Origin of the sequence: Microbispora oryzae (assembly GCF_017896165.1) — a bacterium.
GTDB classification, from domain to species: domain Bacteria; phylum Actinomycetota; class Actinomycetes; order Streptosporangiales; family Streptosporangiaceae; genus Microbispora; species Microbispora oryzae.
Genome location: NZ_JAFCNB010000041.1, coordinates 1 through 17,142, shown reverse-complemented (window position 1 = coordinate 17,142; position 17,142 = coordinate 1). Strand labels below are relative to the sequence as shown.

Genomic DNA, 17,142 nt, shown 5'->3' with positions numbered 1-17,142 from the left:
GGGCGAGGTGGTGGTCGAGGAGGGTGATGGTCTGGTCGTAGGTGTGGGCGAAGGCGGGGAAGGTTTCGTAGAGTTGCCGGCCCATGGCGGGGTGTTGGCTGCCCTGTCCGGTGAACACGAACGCGATCGGGTCTCCACCGCCGGTGCGACCCGCACCACTGCTGCGACCCGGACCTGACCGGGCGCCACCTCCACCGTTGCCCCGGTTGCCGGTCGCGGTGCCGGTCACCACTCCGGGTGGTGTGCGTGTTGTGGTGGCGAGGGTTGTGGTGTGGTCGAGGAGTTCTTGGCGGGTGGTGCCGAGGATGACGGCGCGGTGCTCGTGGTGGGCGCGGGTGGTGGCCAGGGAGTGGGCGACGTCGGCGGGGTGGAGGCCGGGGTGGCGTTCGATGTGCGCGGCCAGGCGGGCCGCCTGCGCGCGTAACCCATCGGCGGTCTTGGCCGACAGCGTCCACGCCACCGGGACATTCACCGGGACATCGACTGGGACATCCGCCGGGACTGTCTCCGCCGCCTCAACCGGCGCTGCCGCCGGGTTGGTGCCGCCGTCTTCTTCCGTGGGCGCGGGGTCGGGGGCTTGTTCGATGATGACGTGGGCGTTGGTGCCGCTGATACCGAAGGCGGAGACGGCGGCGCGGCGGGGGCGTCCGGTCTCGGGCCAGGTGGTCGGCTCGGTGAGGAGGGACAGGGCGCCGGAGGACCAGTCGACGTGAGGCGACGCCTGCTCGGCGTGCAGAGTCTTGGGCAGTGTGCCGTGCCGTATGGCCAGCACCATCTTCATCACGCCCGCCACACCGGCCGCCGCCTGGGTGTGACCGATGTTCGACTTCAGCGATCCGAGCCACAGCGGGCGATCGTCCGGCCTGCTCCGGCCGTAGGTCGCGAGCAGCGCCTGTGCCTCGATCGGGTCCCCGAGGGCGGTGCCGGTGCCGTGGGCTTCGACGGCGTCGACGTCGCCGGGCGACAGCCCCGCGTCGTCGAGCGCCTGCCGGATGACGCGCTGCTGGGACAGCCCGTTGGGGGCGGTGAGCCCGTTGGAGGCGCCGTCTTGGTTGACGGCGGTGCCGCGGATGAGGGCGAGGACGCGGTGGCCGTTGCGGCGGGCGTCCGACAGGCGTTCGACGAGGAGGAGGCCGACGCCCTCGGCCCAGCCGGTGCCGTCCGCGGAAGAGGAGAACGCCTTGCACCGGCCGTCGGACGACAGCCCGCCCTGGCGGGAGAACTCGGTGAACATGCCCGGGCTCGACATCACGGTCGCCCCGCCCGCGAGCGCCAGGTCCGACTCACCCGACCGCAGTGACCGTACGGCGAGGTGCAGCGCCACCAGCGACGACGAACACGCCGTGTCGACCGTGACCGCCGGACCTTCCAGACCGAAAACGTGCGCGATCCGTCCGGAGGCGACACTGGGGGCCGTCCCGGTCAGCGCGTAGCCCTCAGCGCCCTGCGCCGTCTCGTGCAGGCGGGGGCCGTAATCCTGCGGCATGAGACCGACGAACACGCCGGTGCGGCTCCCCGCCAGAGAGCCCGGTACGACGCCGGCCCGCTCGAACGTCTCCCACGCGGTCTCCAGGAGGAGCCGCTGCTGTGGGTCCATCGCCGCCGCCTCACGCGGGCTGATTCCGAAGAAGTCGGCGTCGAACCGGTCGGCCTCGTGCAGGAACCCCCCTTCCCGTGTCGTCGACGTGCCGGGCCGCACTCCGTGGGGGTCGTACAGCGCCTCCACGTCCCAGCCGCGGTTGGCGGGGAAGGCGGTGATCGCGTCCGTCCCGCCGGCGATCAGGTCCCACAGCTTCTCCGGGGTGTCGGCTCCGCCGGGCCAGCGCCCGGCCATGGCGACCACCGCGATCGGCTCGTCCGCCCGCCGGTCGGCCGGCCGGTTCGCCGGCGGAGCGGCGACGTCCGCTGACAGCCCGCCGGCGGCGAGATCGTGCAGATGCCGGGCGAGCGCTACAGGGGAGGGGTGATCATAGGTGACGGTCGACGGGATGGGCAGGCCGGTGGCGGCGGCCAGCGCGTCGCGCAACTCCACCGCCCCCAGCGAGTCGAGTCCGAGCGCCTTGAACGTCTGGTCGGCCGCGACGCTCCCCGCGTCCGCGTGCCCGAGGACGCCGGCCGTGGCGGAGACCACGAGGTCGAGCAACGCGCCGGGCTCCCCCAACTCGCGCCGCTGAGATCTGGTCTCGGCCCCGGAACCCGTGGACGGGCCCTCCCCTCCGGGACCCGGCTCACGCGACTCGGACGCGGTGACGGGCGGCCGTCGCAGACCGTCCGTGCCGTCCGTGCCGTCCGTGCCGTCCGTGCCGTCCGTGCCGTCCGTGCCGTCCGTGCCGTCCGTGCCGTCCGTGCCGTCTGTGCCGTGCTCGCTGTCCGTGCCGCCGGTGCTCACCTCGGACGGCAGGTCGAACCAGTGGCGTTCGCGCTGGAAGGGATAGGTCGGCAGCGGCACGCGCCGCGCGCCGGGGACGGCACCCGTCCAGTCCACCGGAACCCCGGACACATGGGCCTGCGCCAGCGACCGGAGGAACTGACCGAGCCCGCCGTTGCCCCGCCGCAGGCTCCCCATCACCACGCCGCCGCCGTCCTCGTCGAGGATCCGGCGGACGCCGGCGGCCAGGATCGGATGCGGGCTCGCCTCGATGAACACGTCGTGGCCGTCCCGGACGGCAGCCCGGACCGCCCGCTCGAACTCGACCGTATGACGGAGGTTGCGGTACCAATACTCGGCGTCGAGCCCGGACGTGTCGGCCAGATCGCCGGTGAGGCTGGAGTAGAACGCCACGTCCGCGCGCCGGCCGGAGAAGGGGGCCAGGTCGGCCAGCAGCCGGTCCCGTACGGCCTCCGCGTGGGCGGAGTGCGACGCGTAGTCGATGACCACCCGCCGCACGTCGACGCCCTCGGCCGCATAGGCGGCGACGAACGCGTCGAGCGCCTCGGCGTCACCGGACACCACGGTGGCCTCCGGGCCGTTGACCCCGCCGATCTCCAGCCGTCCCTCGTACCGGCCGATACGCTCGCTCACCTCGGCCCGCGGCAGGGGGACGGAGGCCATGCCGCCACGCCCGGAGATCGCGGCGATCGCCCGGCTGCGCAGAACGACGAGCGCTGCGGCGTCCTCCAGGGACAGCGCGCCCGCGACGTGGGCGGCGGCGATCTCGCCCTGGGAGTGCCCGGTCACCGCGTCCGGCCGTACCCCGTACGACTCCCACAGGCGCGCCAGGGCGACCATGACGGCGAACAGCGCAGGCTGGACCACGTCGACCCGGTCGAGTGACGGCGCTCCCGGCCGTTCCCAGAGCACGTCGGCGGGGTCGTAGTCCACGTGAGGGCGCAGCGCGCCGGCCGCGTCGGCCAGGTGGCGGGCGAAGACCGGTGAGGCCACGGCGAGGTCGCGTCCCATGCCGGCCCACTGGCCGCCCTGGCCGGGGAAGACGAAGACGATCCGCCCGCTCTCCGGCCGGGCACGCCGGCGGGGTCGCGCGCTCGCTCTCACTGCTCCGGCCGCCGGATCGCCCGCGGCGAACGCCCGTAGCCGTTCCCGCAGGTCCGCGCCGTCCGTGCCGATGATCACGGCTCGCCGGGCGAACGACGTGCGGCCGGCGGCGAGGGTGTACGCGACGTCGGCGGCGTCGCCGTCCAGGGACGTGCCGGCGGCGAGCCGCCCGGCCTGCTCGCGCAGCGCGTCGTCGTCGCGGGCCGACAGCACGAGCGGCAGCACGGTGGCGGCCGGCCCGGAGCCGGCCGTCCCGGCCGGCGCGGGTGCTTCGGCGAGCACGACGTGGCAGTTGACGCCGCCCATCCCGAACGAGCTGACCCCGGCAACCAGCGGCGCGTCGGGCCGTGGCCAGGAGGCGAGCTCGGTGGCCACCCGCAGGTTGAGCGCCGTGAGGTCGATGCGCGGGTTGGGCGTCTCGAAGTTCAGGCTGGGCGGGACCTCCCGATGGTGGACGCTCAGCACCGCCTTGAGCAGCCCGACGATCCCGGCCGCACCCTCAAGGTGGCCGACGTTCGTCTTGGCCGAGCCCACGACCAGCGGCGATCCGGCGGGCCTGGCCGAGCCGAGTGCCGCCCCGAGGGCGGCGGCCTCGATGGGGTCGCCGACCTTCGTGCCGGTGCCGTGCAGTTCGACCACCTGGACCGCGGCGGGGTCGATGCCGGCACGGCGGACGGCCAGGCGCACGACCTGTTCCTGCGCCGCCCCGCCGGGTACGGTGAGGGCCTCGGTCGCGCCGTCGTTGTTGACGGCGCTGCCGAGCAGGACGGCGTACACGTGGTCGCCGTCGGCCAGCGCGCGATCGAGCGGCTTCAGCACGACGATCCCGCCGCCCTCGCCTCGGACGTATCCGTTGGCCCGGGCGTCGAAGGTGAAGCAGCGGCCGTCGGGCGACAGCCCGCCGAACCGTTCCGCGGTGACCGTGCTCTCCGGCGCGAGGTTCAGGTTGACGCCACCCGCGAGCGCGACCGGCGACTCGCCCGACCGGAGGGTGTCACAGGCCAGGTGGACCGCCACCAGGGAGGATGACTGGGCGGTGTCCACGGTGAGACTCGGCCCGCGCAGGTCCAGCGCGAACGAGACGCGGTTGGCGAGGACGCCCCGGGTGAGACCGGCGAGCGTGTACCGGCTGACGGCGGCCTCGCCGTGCCGGGCGACGAGAGTCGCGTAGTCGGAGGCCATGGCGCCGAGGACGACGGCGGCCGATGTCCCCGCGAGGCCGGCGGGCCGGATCCCGGCGTCCTCCAGAGCCTCCCAGGCGAGTTCGAGGGCGAGTCGCTGCTGGGGATCCATGGCGGCGGCCTCCCTCGGAGAGATCCCGAAGAAGGCCGCGTCGAAGTGGTCGACCTGGTCGAGGAAGCCGCCGCGCATCCCGGGGGGCAGCGGGCCGGCCGACCTGCGGCTCTCCGGAGGCGTGCCGATGGCGTCACGCCCGGCGCGCAGCAGCCCCCAGAGGTCCCGCGGGTTCGCCGCGCCGGGCAGCCGGCAGGCCAGCCCGATCACCGCGATGGGTTCCGCGGCCGGCCGGGCCGGTGCCGTCGTTCCTTCTGCTGCCATCGCACCGTCCGCCTCGTGTCGTGCCGACGCCGTTTCCGGCGCGCGGCGTCCGCCTCGCCGTCGCTTTTCCGGCCGGCCCGTGGCCCGGTGAATCCCCTGCCGCGGAATCCGGGGATCGGTTGCCGCCGGATCGCCGTACGTCGCCGCCGCGGTGGTGTCCGCGGCATGGCGAAATGGCGCGGGCGCCGTTGCGTACTGGATTCGGTGAATGGCGAGGGCGCCGTGACGAGAGGCTCAGCGGCACGTCACGACGACGGTCCCGACCTCCGCGCCGGGCGCCCGAACCCCGGACAATTACCGGCTCGCGAATTCGACATTGGCACGAATATCATGAAATCGTCAACTGTGAGCTGAATCACCGACCTTTTGGGCGCTTTCATAAGCGTTTCTTTTCTGGCATTCATCGGAAAACGTAATTGGACCGCGAGGCGCCGTTCCGCTTACCGTGTCACGAAAGTGATCGGCCAACCGGCGAGCATTCGGGGGTTCCATGGCGGCGGTCGCGGCGGCCGCTCAGGCGGTGGCGGGGTGCCGCCGCAACGTCGCGGAGGCCACCGCCATGATCGCCAGTACGAGGACCGCGAGGCCGGTCAGCGAGGCGGCCAGGGAGACGCCGAGGCCCGTGGCGAAGCCGATGCCAAGGATCGGGAGGGCGAGGCCGACGTAGCCGGCGAGGAAGATTCCGGCGATCGCCTCGCCCCGCGCGCCCGCGGGGGCGAGTGTCGCCGCGGTGCCCAGCGAGCCCTTGAGCAGGCTGCCCGCGCCGGCGCCCGCGACCAGACCGCCGGCCAGGAAGGCGGGCGAGGAGGAGGACAACACGCCCGCGGCCAGCACGACGACGCCCACCGCGGTCAGGGTGAAGCCGACGGCGAGCTGGCGGGCCAGCGGCAGCCGGCCGAGGGCGATCTGCGCGACCGCGGCCCCGCCGAAGACCAGGAAGGCGGCCAGGCCGGCCACGATCGGCGACGACTGGCCGATGGCGGCCAGGAAGGCGGGCGCGACGGAGGTGAAGAGCCCCAGGATGGCGAAGAGCGCGAAGGCCGCGCCGCCGACCGCGAAGTAGCGGGCCCGGGCGGTGGACGGCACGGCCACCCGCTGCGGGCGGTACGTCCGGCCCCTCTCGATCGCCACGGTCTCCGGCACCAGCGCCAGCGCGACGGCCGAGACGATCAGCAGGACCAGGAACACGGCGAACGGCACGGTCAGCTTGCCGTCGACGTACCGCACCAGCACGCCCGCGACCAGCGGGCCGAGTCCGATGCCGCCGAGATTGGCCGCCGTGGCGACCAGCACGGGGCGGTTCGGCGAGGCGTTCGGACGGGAGGCGGCGCCGAGCTCGGCGAGGTGCGCCGTGGCCGTGGCGGTGGCCATGCCGACGCTGAGACCGCTCACGACGCGGGCCACGACGAGCCCGGGCAGGTCCGGCCACACGAGGAAGAGCACCGCGGCGACCGCCTGCAGCAGGATCGCGGGCAGCAGCACGCGGCGGCGGCCGAGCCAGTCGGAGACGTGCCCCGCCAGGAAGAGACTGACCACGACACCCACGGCGTACGCCGCGAAGGCCACCGTCACCATCATGGTCGAGAAGTGGTCCCGCTGCCGGTAGAGAGTCCACAGCGGCGTCGGGGCGGAAGAGAAGGCCATCTCGACGGCGAAGGCGGCGGCGACGATCCAGAATCCGGCGGCGTGGCGGGAGGCGGACGGCGCCGGAACGGCGGCCCGCGCTTCAACGCTCTGTGTGGTCACACTCAACTCCTTGCAAAGTTCGACACGGTGCCCATAACGCGGCAGCGCCCGGCCGCCATACCATCTCAACCATTGAATGTTTCTGCTGGAAGACATCTTCACAAGAGATGGGAACGGGCGCGTGGAGCTGCGTCACCTGGAGGTTTTCCTGGCGATCGCCGAGGAAGGCACCATCACGGCGGCCGGTGAGCGGCTGCATATCGTCCAGTCAGGGGTCAGCAGCACGTTGCGGGCGCTCGAGGCCGAGCTCGGCGGCCCGTTGTTCGTCCGCACGGCCCGGCAGGCCGTGCTGACCGAGGCGGGTCGTGCGCTGGTGCCCGAGGCGAGGGCCACGCTCGCCGCGGCGGACGGCGCACGCCAGGCCGTGCTGGAGACGCGGGCCGGGGTGCGGGGGCCGCTGGTGGTCGGCACGATGACGGTGCTGCGACTGATCAATCTGCCCCGGCTGCTCGGCCGCTTCCAGTCGGCCCACCCCCACGTCACGGTGAGTATGCGGACATTTCCCGACGGCTCGACCGGACTCGTCCGCGCGCTGACGGACGGCCGGATCGACGTGGCGTTCGTCTCGCTCACCACGGCGCCGCCGCCCGGAGTGCAGGTGCGTGAGCTGGGCCGGGTGCCGCTGCGCTTGATCCTGCCGCCGGGACATCCCCTCTCCGGCGCGCGGGACGTCTCGCTGGCCGAGCTGAGCGGCGACCGGTGGATCGACTCTCCTCCCGGCTTCGGGAATCGCGCGGTCGTGGACGAGGCGTTCGCCCGCGCCTCGCTCCGCCGCTCGATCATGCTGGAGACCGCCGACATCACGTCGATCCCCGCGTACGTGCGGGCCGGTCTCGGGGTGGCGCTCGTGCCGGACCTCTTCCCCCTCGGCGACACCCCGCAGAAACCCCTGCGCGGCGAGCAGCTGTACTGGTCGATGTCCCTGGCGACCCCCGCGGCCAGGGCGGCGCGCGGGGTGGTGCGCACCTTCATGGAAGCGGTGGAGACCGAGATGGCGTCAGACGTTTCGCCGCCGTGAGGGGGGTACATCGCGGAGCGCGTTCTCGTCGCAGCTCGCCGCGGCCCCCCCGGCCGTTCGCGGGAGCGCGGACGGGATCCGGACGGGATCCGGCCGGCACGGGAGGACGATGCGGATCGAGGACTACGCCCTGATCGGCGACATGCACACTGCCGCGCTCGTGGGCAGGGACGGCTCGATCGACTGGCTCTGCCTGCCGCGCTTCGACTCCGGCGCCTGCTTCGCGGCCCTGCTCGGCGGGCGCCGCGCCGGACGGTGGTCACTGGCCCCCGCCTGGGCAGGGCCGCCCGCGGCCCGCCGATACCAGGATGGCACGCTGATCCTGGAGACCGCCTGGGACACGCCCGAGGGATCCGTGCGGGTGCTGGACTTCATGCCGCCCCGGGGCCAGGCGCCCGACGTGATGCGGATCGTGGAGGGAGTGCGCGGCCGGGTGGAGATGCGCATGGAGATGATCCTGCGCTTCGACTACGGCAACGTGGTTCCGTGGGTGCGGCACGGGGACGGCACGCTGGCCGCCATGGCCGGCCCCAACGCCACCTGGCTGCGTTCGCCCGTGCCGCTCGACCACGACGACCACACCCACCGCACCACCGCGTCGTTCACCGTCGCGCCGGGCGACCGGGTGCCGTTCGTGCTGACGTGGCGCGAGTCCTGGCTCGGTGCCCCTGATCCGGCCGACCCGGTGGACTCCCTGGCCGTCACCGAACGGGCGTGGCGCGACTGGGTGGGCCGCTGCCGGTACGAGGGGGAGTACGGCGAGGCCGTCCGGACCAGCCTCCTCGTGCTCAAGGCCCTCACCTACGCCCCGACCGGCGGCCTCGTCGCGGCCGCCACGACCTCGCTGCCGGAGCGCCTCGGCGGGTCCCGCAACTGGGACTACCGCTACTGCTGGCTGCGCGACGCCAGCTTCACGCTGGACGCGTTGATCTCCTCGGGCTACGAGACCGAGGCGACGGCCTGGCGGGACTGGCTGTTGCGCACGGTGGCCGGAGACCCGGCCGATCTGCAGATCATGTACACGATCGAGGGCGCCCGCCGCATCCCCGAATGGACGCTTGGCTGGCTGCCGGGCTACGAGGGCTCCCGTCCCGTCCGCGTCGGCAACGCGGCCTCACGGCAGTTCCAGCTCGACGTGTACGGCGAGGTCATCGACTGCCTGCACCGCGCGCGAGAGGCGGGCCTGCCCCCCGAGGACCAGGCGTGGGATCTCCAGCGCGCGTTGATGGAATATCTCGAAGGGGCCTGGAGGAAGCCCGACAACGGCCTCTGGGAGGTCCGCGGGCCGCGCCGGGACTTCACCCACTCCAAGATCCTCGCCTGGGTCGCGGCCGACCGGATGGTGTCGGCCGTCGAGCGGCAGGGGCTGGACGGGCCCGCGGATCGCTGGCGCGCGCTGCGCGAGGAGATCCACCGCGAGGTGTGCGCCCGTGGCTACGACCCCGGCCGTAACACCTTCACCCAGTTCTTCGGTTCGAAGGGGCTGGACGCGGCCCTTCTGCTGATTCCCCGGCTGGGCTTCCTGCCCCTGGACGACCCCCGGGTCCGCGGCACGGTCGACGCCGTGCGGCGCGAACTGGCGGACGACGGGTTCGTGCGGCGCTACCTGCCGGAGGCCGACGACGTGGACCGGCTGTCCGGGGGCGACGGCATGTTCGTGGCCTGCTCGTTCTGGCTGGCCGACGCGCTGGCCCTGCTCGGGCGCACGGAGGAGTCGCGCGCCCTGTTCGGGCGGCTGCTCGGCCTGCGCAACGACGTCGGCCTCCTGTCGGAGGAGTACGACGTGAGGGCCGGGCGGCAGACCGGCAACTTCCCGCAGGCGTACAGCCACGTGGCCATCGTGAACACGGCGACCGCCCTGGCCGGGGGGAGCGACCCCACGTGAACCCCGGAACGGCCTCAGCGCCAGAGCCCGGGGCCGGAAGCTGAGCGCCAGAGCTCGGCGAGGGCGCGCAGATCCCGGGCCTCGATCCGCGGGGCTGTCATGGTGGCGGGGTACGGCCCCCCGTTCCGGTTCAGCCACGCTCCGGTGAGGCCGGCCCGCTGTGCGCCGTCGATGTCCCAGGGGTGCACCGCGACCAGGGCCGCCTCCTCCGGCCCGACACCTGCCTGATCGAGGACGTATCCGTAGGCGGCGGGGGAGGGCTTCCAGGCCCGGGGAACGCTGACGTCGAGCGTCGCCTCCACCAGGTCGAGGATCCCCTCCCGGTCGAGGATGCCCCTGGTCATCGCCGCCGCGCCGTTGGTCATGGTGAACAGCCGCAGGCCGCTCTCCCGCAGCGCCCGCATCCCCTCGGGGATGTCCGGATGGACGCGCAGTTCGGTGAAACCCTCAAGCACGTGCTCGACGGCGCCGGCCGCGCTGGGACCTGTCGCGCCGATGCCCCGCCCGGCCAGCAGCCCGCGCAGCACGTCGGCGGCGATCGCGGCGAAGCCGGCGTAGGCGCCGGTCACGGTGAGCGCGAACCCGTCGCGCAGCACGCCGGCGAACCAGGCGGGCATCAGGTCGCCGGGCAGTCCGACGTCCTCGAACCGGGCCCGCAACGGCTCCATGTCCGTGAGCGTCTCGTTGACGTCGAAGATCACTACCTGCGGTCGCGCCGAAGGGCCGGACATCGTCTCTCCTCGGTCGTCGAGGTGGCGGTGACGGTGGAGGCTGTCCAAGGTAGGCGTGGACGGCGAAGGCGGCAACCCGGTGGCCCGGCCGGCAAGAGTTGCCGGTTTCGTGGACAACGTCTGGACATGACGTGGGCATGGCGTGGAAACGCATCCGGAGGGCCGAGAACACGCGCACCGTGCGAGGCAGTCGGAAAGAGGTGACGCGTCATGGTGCGACCTGATCTTGGAAATCGTGTCGACGTGACGGAACTCCGTCAGAAGTACGACCGGGTGGGGGCGAGCCCTCCCGCCCAATTACTCGACGGGCTCACCTGTCTGGCCGGTCTCTATCTGGCCATCTCTCCGTGGGTCGTGGGGTTCGCCGGTTTTCGGAACCTGCTCGTCAACAACCTGATCGTGGGCCTGGCGGTCGCGGCGCTGAGCATCGGCTTCGCCTCGGCGTTCGGCCGTACGTACGGCGTGAGCTGGGCGACCCCGCTGCTGGGCATCTGGACCATCATCGCGCCCTGGGTGATCAGCGGGCAGCCGGCCACCACCGCGACCATCTGGAACAACGTGGTCACCGGAGCCCTGATCCTCATCTTCGGCGCGGGCGCGCTCGGGATGGCGCTGTCGGGCCGCGGACGGCACGGGCAAGGGGTGAGGCACGGGCCAGGCGAGTGGTGACCGGCCCGGCCCTCGTCGACGGGGCCTGATCACCTCGCGGAAACGGCGCGCGGTCCGCGTCCGGCCGTTCACATCACGTTTGCGGAGCGGTCCGTACGTTTCCCGCCATGCGAGGACTCTTGACAGGACTGACCGTCGCCGCCCTGCTCACGGCCGCCTGCGGCACCGGTGCCGGGCGAGAGGGTACGGCGGCCCGGCCGGCGGGCACCCCCCGGACGGCCGCGACGGCCGCGTGCGCCCCCGGGATCGAGAACGCGCTCCGGGCGTGGGCCGGGGCCGGCTTCAGCGGCTCGATCGCGATACTCAGGGACGGCGCGATCGAGTGCCGCGCCGCGTACGGCATGGCCGACGTCGCCGAAGGACGCCCGAACACGTCCGGAACGGTTTTCAGCATCGGTTCCGTGACCAAGGCGGTCACCGCGGCCGCGATTCTGCGGCTGGCCGACGAGGGGAGGCTGTCGCTCGACGACCGGGTCGGCACGCTCCTGCCGCGGCTGCGCGGCCCGGTGGCCAAGGCGACGATCAGGCAGCTGCTGGTGCACACCAGCGGGCTCAACGGCACCCACGGCGGCGACGACGAACCGCTGTCGCGCGACCAGGCGCTGAAGGCGATCGGCAGGCTGAAGCTCGCCTTCCGGCCCGGAGCCGGATATGTCTACTCAAACGCCGGATACACCCTGCTGGCGCTGGTGGTCGAGCAGTTGACGGGCGGTTACCGCGACTATCTGAGCTCGACCGTCCTGCGGCTCCCCGGCGGGCGCCTGGCCGGCGGGTTCTGGGACGGCCGGCCCGCCGCGCCCGGCCCCCGCGCCGTCGGATACCTCGAAGACGGGCGGACGGGACACCAGGGCGGGTTCGCCGGGCCCTACTGGGGGGTCGAGGGCAACGGCGGGCTGGCGATGACCGTCCCCGATCTGGCCTCCTGGACCTACGCGCTCTTCACCGGGCAGGTAATCTCACCCGCGTCGGCGCAGGTCGTCGCCCGCCCCGGCCGGCCGCTCGGCGGCGGCAGGGCGGAGACGCCCGGCTGGGTGTCCTACGACAGGTCGCTGTACGGCGAGCGGTTCCTCAGCACGGCCGGCGGCGGTGGCGAGGTCGGCCACAACGCCGTCGTGGCCTGGGTCCCCGGCCAGCGGCGCGTGGTCGCCATCGCGTCGAACACGCCGAAGGTCTCCGCCGAGGACCTGCTGCGGGCGGTGGGACCGGCACTGCTGGCCGGGCGTCCGCTGCCCAGGCCGTCGGCCGCCGCGTCCGCCCGCGACCTCACGGATATGGTCGGGACATACCAGCTCGCGAAGGGAGGAAGGTTCACGGTGACTGCGGCAGCGGGCAGGCTGACCGTCTCCGCCACCGGGGCGGACGCGGTGGACGCGCTGGCCCCGCCCCGCGCGGGCGGCGGCACGGACGGCAGCGGCGGCACGGGCCGCACGGACGCGGCGCTGCGCGCGCACGAGCAGCGGGTGCTGGCATTGCTGAACGGCGCCACCCAGGAGGGCCGAAGGGAGCGCGCCTCCCTGGAGAAGGCCTTCGGCGCGCTGTCGGGCCTGGCGCTCGCGGGCACGATCACCGAGGGCTCCGACATCCGCACGTACGTCTCCCTCACCACGGGTAAGGGCCCGATCCTGGGCTGGTACGCGGTCAACGACGAGGGCGGGGTCAAGGCCGCCCAGGTCCCCGCGGAGCCTCCGGCGCTGACGCTCCTACCGGCGGGAGACGGGCTGTTCCGGCCGGACGATCCCACCGGCGCCGGGCCGCGGATCGACGTGGCCTTCGCGGGCGGCCGCATGACCATCACCGGCGCGCGGGGGACCCTCACCGCCGAACGGACCGGCTGACCGGCCGTGCGCGTCCTGCTGGTCGAAGACGACCCCGACCTGTCCGAGCTGGTCACGCTCGGCCTGCGCAACGAGTCCTACGCCGTCGACGTGGCGGCGACCTACCGGGAGGCGGAGGAGGCCCTGCGGGCCACCGCCTACGACGTGGCCTGCCTCGACCTGGGCCTGCCCGACGGCGACGGCCTCGATCTGCTGCGCCGGCTCGGCGGCGACGAGTGGCTGCGCCGTCCCCGGCGCACGCTCGTGCTGACGGCCCGCGACGCGGTGGACGACCGCGTCGCGGGGCTGGACGCGGGGGCCGACGACTATCTGGTCAAGCCGTTCCACTTCGCCGAGCTCCTGGCCCGGCTGCGCGCGCTGGGCCGCCGCGACGGCGAGGGCGGCTCGCTCCTGCGGGTGGGCGACCTGGAGCTGGATCTGGTCGCCCACCGGGCCCGCCGGGCGGGCGCGGAACTGGAGCTGACCTCGCGCGAGTTCGCCCTGTTGCGATACTTCATGCACCACCCCGGTCGCGTGCTGTCGGCCGAGGACCTGCTGGAACACGTGTGGGACGCCCACGCCAACCCCTTCACCGCGTCGGTGCGCGTGATCCTCAGCCGGCTGCGCAGGAAGCTGGGCGATCCTCCCGTCATCACCACCATCACGTCCGCCGGCTACCGCCTGGAGAGCCCGTGACGCGGCTCTGGCGCTCACTGCGCTTCCGGCTGGCCGCGCTCGGCTTCCTCGGCATCTACGTGCCGCCGCTGCTGCTGTTCGGGGTGATCCTGGTGACCGACACCGAGACGACCGCCCAGGCGTTCAACGGGGTCGAACACGTCCGCAGCGCCTCGGCGCACCGCTCGCCGTGGATCGCCTGGACCGTCCTGGCGCTGGCCCCGGCCGCCGGAGCGGTCGCCTGGTGGTGGGCGGGCCGGGCGGTCGCCCCCATCAACCGCGTCCGGGCGGTGGCCAGGGACATCGGCGCCACCGACCTGAGCCGCCGGATCGCGCTCGGCCGCGGCCCACTGGAGGTGATGGCGCTGGCCGCCGAGTTCGACGGGATGCTGGACCGGCTGGCGCTCGCCGCGGACTCCCAGCGCCGGCTGCTCGAGGAGACGAGCCACGAGCTGCGCATCCCCCTGTCGGTGTTGATGACCAACGCCGAGGTGCTGCTCTCTCACCCCGAGCCCACCCTGGAGCTCTACCGTCAGGGGCTGCGCCGCTCCCAGAGCGCGGCGGGGCGGCTCCAGACGACGGTCGACGACCTGCTGGCGGAGGCCCGCGGGCGGGCCCGCACCCTCGACCGCCGGCCGGCCGACCTCATGGAGCTGGCGCGCGGAGTGATCAGGCAGGCCGAGGTCCTCGCCGCGGGCAGGCGGATGACCCTGTTCCTGGAGGGCCCCGCGGAGGCGGTGTGCGGGATCGACGAGGCCACGGTGACGCGCGCGGTCTCCAACCTCGTCGACAACGCCATCCGGTACGGCCCCGCCGGGACGCCGGTGACCGTGGCCGTCGAGCTGACCCCCACCCTGGTCGTGCTGACGGTCGCCGATCGGGGGGAGGGCATCCCGGAGGCGGAGCGGGAGCACGTCTTCGAACGGTTCTGGCGGGGCCGCCGTGACGTGCCGGGCACCGGCCTCGGGCTGCCCATCGCCCGGCAGGTCGCGCTGGCCCACGGCGGAGACCTCACCGTCACATCCGGCAGCGCCTCGGGCACATCCGGCACGTCCGGAACGGGCTCCGGCCCGGGATGCGTCTTCCGCCTGACCCTCCGGCGCTGACCTCCGGCGCTGACGCTCGCCCGGCGGCTCAGACCGGGGTGATCCGATACTCGGTGTCGCAGTCGGTCCCGACCACGGCGACGCCGGGCTCGGGCCGCCGGACGTCGAGGCGGCGCCCCCCGCTCTCGATCCGCACGTCGCGGGGCGTCCGGAGGCGCAGCGGCCCGCCGAGGGTCGAGGTGATCACACCCTCGTGGACGTCGCCGTCGCGCCACTCCAGGTCGACCCGGAAGCCGCCGCGGGCCAGCAGCCCCCGGAAACGGCCCGTGGCCCAGGCGGCGGGCAGCGCCGGGAGCAGGCTGACCTCGCCGCCGTGGCTCTGCAGCAGCATCTCCGTGATGCCGGAGGTGCCGCCGAAGTTGGCGTCGATCTGGAACGGGGGGTGCAGGCCGAACATGTTGGGCGCGGTGGAGTCCGGCAGGAGCAGGTCGCCGAGCCGCTGGTAGGCCTCGGCCGGTTCCAGGAGACGGGCCCACAGGTTGATCTTCCATGCGAGGGACCAGCCGCGGTCGGCGTCGCCGCGCCGGTGCTCCTCCAGCCATTCCTGGATCCGGCCCTGGCCGCCGACCTGGACCGACGCGAGCTCGTCGCGCGCGCGGGCCACGTCGTCGCGCGTCTTCTCGTCCTCGTCTCCCACGATCCGCGACGCCTCGACGTACGCGTCGAACAGGTCGCGCAGGAGCGGCGTGTCCGTGCCGGGACCGGCGCAGAGGGCGACGGTGGTCCCGCCGCCCACGTGGTGTTCCGACTCCGGTGCGGTGGAGGGGTCGGCCCGGAGGGCGTCGAGGAAGAACCGCACGGCGCCCTTGATGATCGGGAAGTGCTCGCGCAGGCTCTTCTCGTCGCCGGTGAAGAGGTAGCGTTCCCAGAAGGCCAGGGTCAGCCAGGCGCCGCCGCTCGGCCACATGCCGTAGAAGGCGGCGTCCACGGACGTGGTCCCGCGCCACCCGCCGGTCCCGTAAGACGTCGCGCCGGGCCGGAGGGCGGATTCCGACAGGTCGGCGATCAGGTCGAACAGCGGGTCGTAGCACTCGATGAGGTTGGCCGGGGCAGCCGGCCAGTAGTTCATCTCCATGTTGACGTTGGTGGTGTGCCACGACTGCCAGGCGGGGGTGAGGGTGTCGTTCCAGATGCCCTGGAGGTTGGCGGGCTGGCCGGGACTTCGCGAGGACGAGATCAGCAGGTAGCGGCCGTAGGCGAAGAACAGTGCCGCGAGCTGGGGGTCGTCGTCGAGACACCGCCGGGCGACGCGCTCGTCGGTCGGCAGCGCGGCCGTCTCGGTGGTGCCGAGGTCGAGCTCGACCCGGCCGAACAGTTCCCGGTAGTCGCGGACGTGGGCGGAGCGCAGCACGGCGAACGGGCGGTCCGAGGCGCGGGTGAGGTGCTCTCCCGCGACCTCGGCCGGGTCGCCGCCCACGTCCTGGTACGACCGGTAGCTGGTGCCCATGGAGATCAGCAGGGTGGCGTCGTCGGCTCCCTCGACGATCAGCGTGCCGGCCTCCGAGCGCACGGTGCCCCTCGTGGCGCCGGCCCGCGCGAGCGCCCGGAAAGCGACCTCGCCCGGCCGCTCCTGCGAGTGGCCGCTGACGCCGTCGAGCGCGATGGTGCGGCTGTCCGTCGAGGAGACGGACGACTCCTGCGGGCTGGTGAGGGTCGCCTGGAACGAGACGGCGCCCGGCCGGTCGGCGGTCAGGTGGACGACGATGACCTGGTCGGCGTGGCTGGCGAACATCTCCCGGGTGTGCCTGACGCCGTTCGTCATGTAGGTCACCGTCGTGACGGCGCTGGTCAGATCCAGTTCCCGGCGGTAGTCCGTGAACTCGCCCGCGCCGGGGAAGGTCAGCCGCAGATCGCCGAGGATCTGGTACGCCGGTCGGTCGGCCGGGGTGTGCTCGGCGCGGTCCCGTGCCTCGCTCCACTCGTCCCGCCAGACCAGGTCGCGTATGCGCGTCCGCGCGTCCGCGCCGCGGGCGTTGCCGTGGACGTGCGGACCGCCCGCCCAGACGCTGTCCTCGTTGAGCTGGATCCGTTCGTTGGCCACGCCGCCGAACACCATCCCGCCGAGGCGGCCGCAGCCGATGGGCAGCGCCTCCAGCCACTGGGTCGCCGGCCTCCGGTACCAGAGCGTCATCGGGTTCGGCCCGAGGGCGCCGGGAAGGGACGGCGAGCCCGGGACGCCTCTGCGGGTGTACTCGGACATGACTGCTCCGATCGGTTGGGGGGGGACGACGGCACCGGGACGGCCGCGGCGTGGGGGAAGGGGTTGGCGGAGTGCCTTGGAGTGACGATGAGTGAAGAGGAGTGACGAGCGGGCGGGGGCTATTCCTGTGTCTTGCCTCCGGTGAGGCGGGAGATCACGAGGGCGATCAGGATGATCACGCCGTTGAGTGCCTGGATCCATTGGGCGGGGACGCCGGCGAGGGTGAGGACGTTCTGGATCATGTAGAG

10 protein-coding genes are annotated in these 17,142 nt (G+C 73.3%); 6 read left to right on the top strand and 4 right to left on the bottom strand.

Annotated features, from left to right (window positions below; all coding sequences use genetic code 11):
* The coding region (locus tag JOL79_RS33320) for a type I polyketide synthase (RefSeq protein WP_210159926.1) at nucleotides 1-5,050 on the bottom strand (5,050 nt) is incomplete at its 3' end.
* A gap of 513 nt (nucleotides 5,051-5,563) precedes the next feature.
* Nucleotides 5,564-6,796: an MFS transporter gene (locus JOL79_RS33315; RefSeq protein WP_210159925.1), complete on the bottom strand. Its 1,233-nt coding sequence runs from the start codon at nucleotides 6,794-6,796 to the stop codon at nucleotides 5,564-5,566.
* Between the two features lie 121 nt (nucleotides 6,797-6,917).
* On the opposite strand from JOL79_RS33315, the gene JOL79_RS33310 reads away from it, so the two are divergent.
* Nucleotides 6,918-7,814 carry a LysR family transcriptional regulator gene (locus JOL79_RS33310; protein ID WP_210159924.1) on the top strand — a complete coding sequence of 299 codons (897 nt, stop codon included), beginning with the start codon at nucleotides 6,918-6,920 and terminating at the stop codon, nucleotides 7,812-7,814.
* Nucleotides 7,815-7,923: 109 nt separating this feature from the next.
* Complete coding sequence (locus tag JOL79_RS33305; RefSeq protein WP_210159923.1) at nucleotides 7,924-9,699, top strand: glycoside hydrolase family 15 protein; 1,776 nt, start codon at nucleotides 7,924-7,926, stop codon at nucleotides 9,697-9,699.
* Nucleotides 9,700-9,713: 14 nt separating this feature from the next.
* On the opposite strand, the gene JOL79_RS33300 is transcribed toward JOL79_RS33305, so the two are convergent.
* Nucleotides 9,714-10,430, bottom strand: a complete 717-nt coding sequence (locus tag JOL79_RS33300) for a haloacid dehalogenase type II (protein ID WP_210159922.1) — start codon at nucleotides 10,428-10,430, stop codon at nucleotides 9,714-9,716.
* Nucleotides 10,431-10,673: 243 nt separating this feature from the next.
* Between JOL79_RS33300 and JOL79_RS33295 the strand changes: the two genes are divergently transcribed.
* From JOL79_RS33295 to JOL79_RS33280, 4 genes are all read left to right on the top strand, one after another.
* On the top strand, nucleotides 10,674-11,099 hold the full coding sequence (locus JOL79_RS33295; RefSeq protein WP_210159921.1) for an SPW repeat protein: 426 nt from the start codon (nucleotides 10,674-10,676) through the stop codon (nucleotides 11,097-11,099).
* Between the two features lie 107 nt (nucleotides 11,100-11,206).
* Nucleotides 11,207-12,934, top strand: a complete 1,728-nt coding sequence (locus JOL79_RS33290) for a serine hydrolase domain-containing protein (protein ID WP_210159920.1) — start codon at nucleotides 11,207-11,209, stop codon at nucleotides 12,932-12,934.
* Nucleotides 12,935-12,940: 6 nt separating this feature from the next.
* Nucleotides 12,941-13,609, top strand: coding sequence for a response regulator transcription factor (locus JOL79_RS33285; RefSeq protein WP_210159919.1), 669 nt, complete (start codon nucleotides 12,941-12,943; stop codon nucleotides 13,607-13,609).
* Nucleotides 13,606-14,694 (top strand): HAMP domain-containing sensor histidine kinase, encoded by a 1,089-nt coding sequence (locus JOL79_RS33280; RefSeq protein ID WP_210159918.1) that lies wholly within the window; start codon nucleotides 13,606-13,608, stop codon nucleotides 14,692-14,694. Before JOL79_RS33285 ends, JOL79_RS33280 begins: the two co-directional genes overlap by 4 nt.
* 28 nt (nucleotides 14,695-14,722) lie before the next feature.
* Here the strand turns inward: JOL79_RS33280 and JOL79_RS33275 are convergent, their stop codons facing one another.
* The gene (locus tag JOL79_RS33275) at nucleotides 14,723-16,894 is read right to left on the bottom strand and encodes a glycoside hydrolase family 95 protein (protein WP_210159917.1); all 2,172 of its coding nucleotides are present in this window, start codon (nucleotides 16,892-16,894) and stop codon (nucleotides 14,723-14,725) included.
* Nucleotides 16,895-17,142: the final 248 nt, after the last annotated feature.

Bases quoted from the DNA above. Each gene is read 5' to 3' on its own strand.
- JOL79_RS33305 (WP_210159923.1), top strand. From the start codon at position 7,924: ATGCGGATCGAGGACTACGCCCTGATCGGCGACATGCACACTGCCGCG.
- JOL79_RS33300 (WP_210159922.1), bottom strand. From the start codon at position 10,430: ATGTCCGGCCCTTCGGCGCGACCGCAGGTAGTGATCTTCGACGTCAAC.
- JOL79_RS33290 (WP_210159920.1), top strand. From the start codon at position 11,207: ATGCGAGGACTCTTGACAGGACTGACCGTCGCCGCCCTGCTCACGGCC.
- JOL79_RS33275 (WP_210159917.1), bottom strand. From the start codon at position 16,894: ATGTCCGAGTACACCCGCAGAGGCGTCCCGGGCTCGCCGTCCCTTCCC.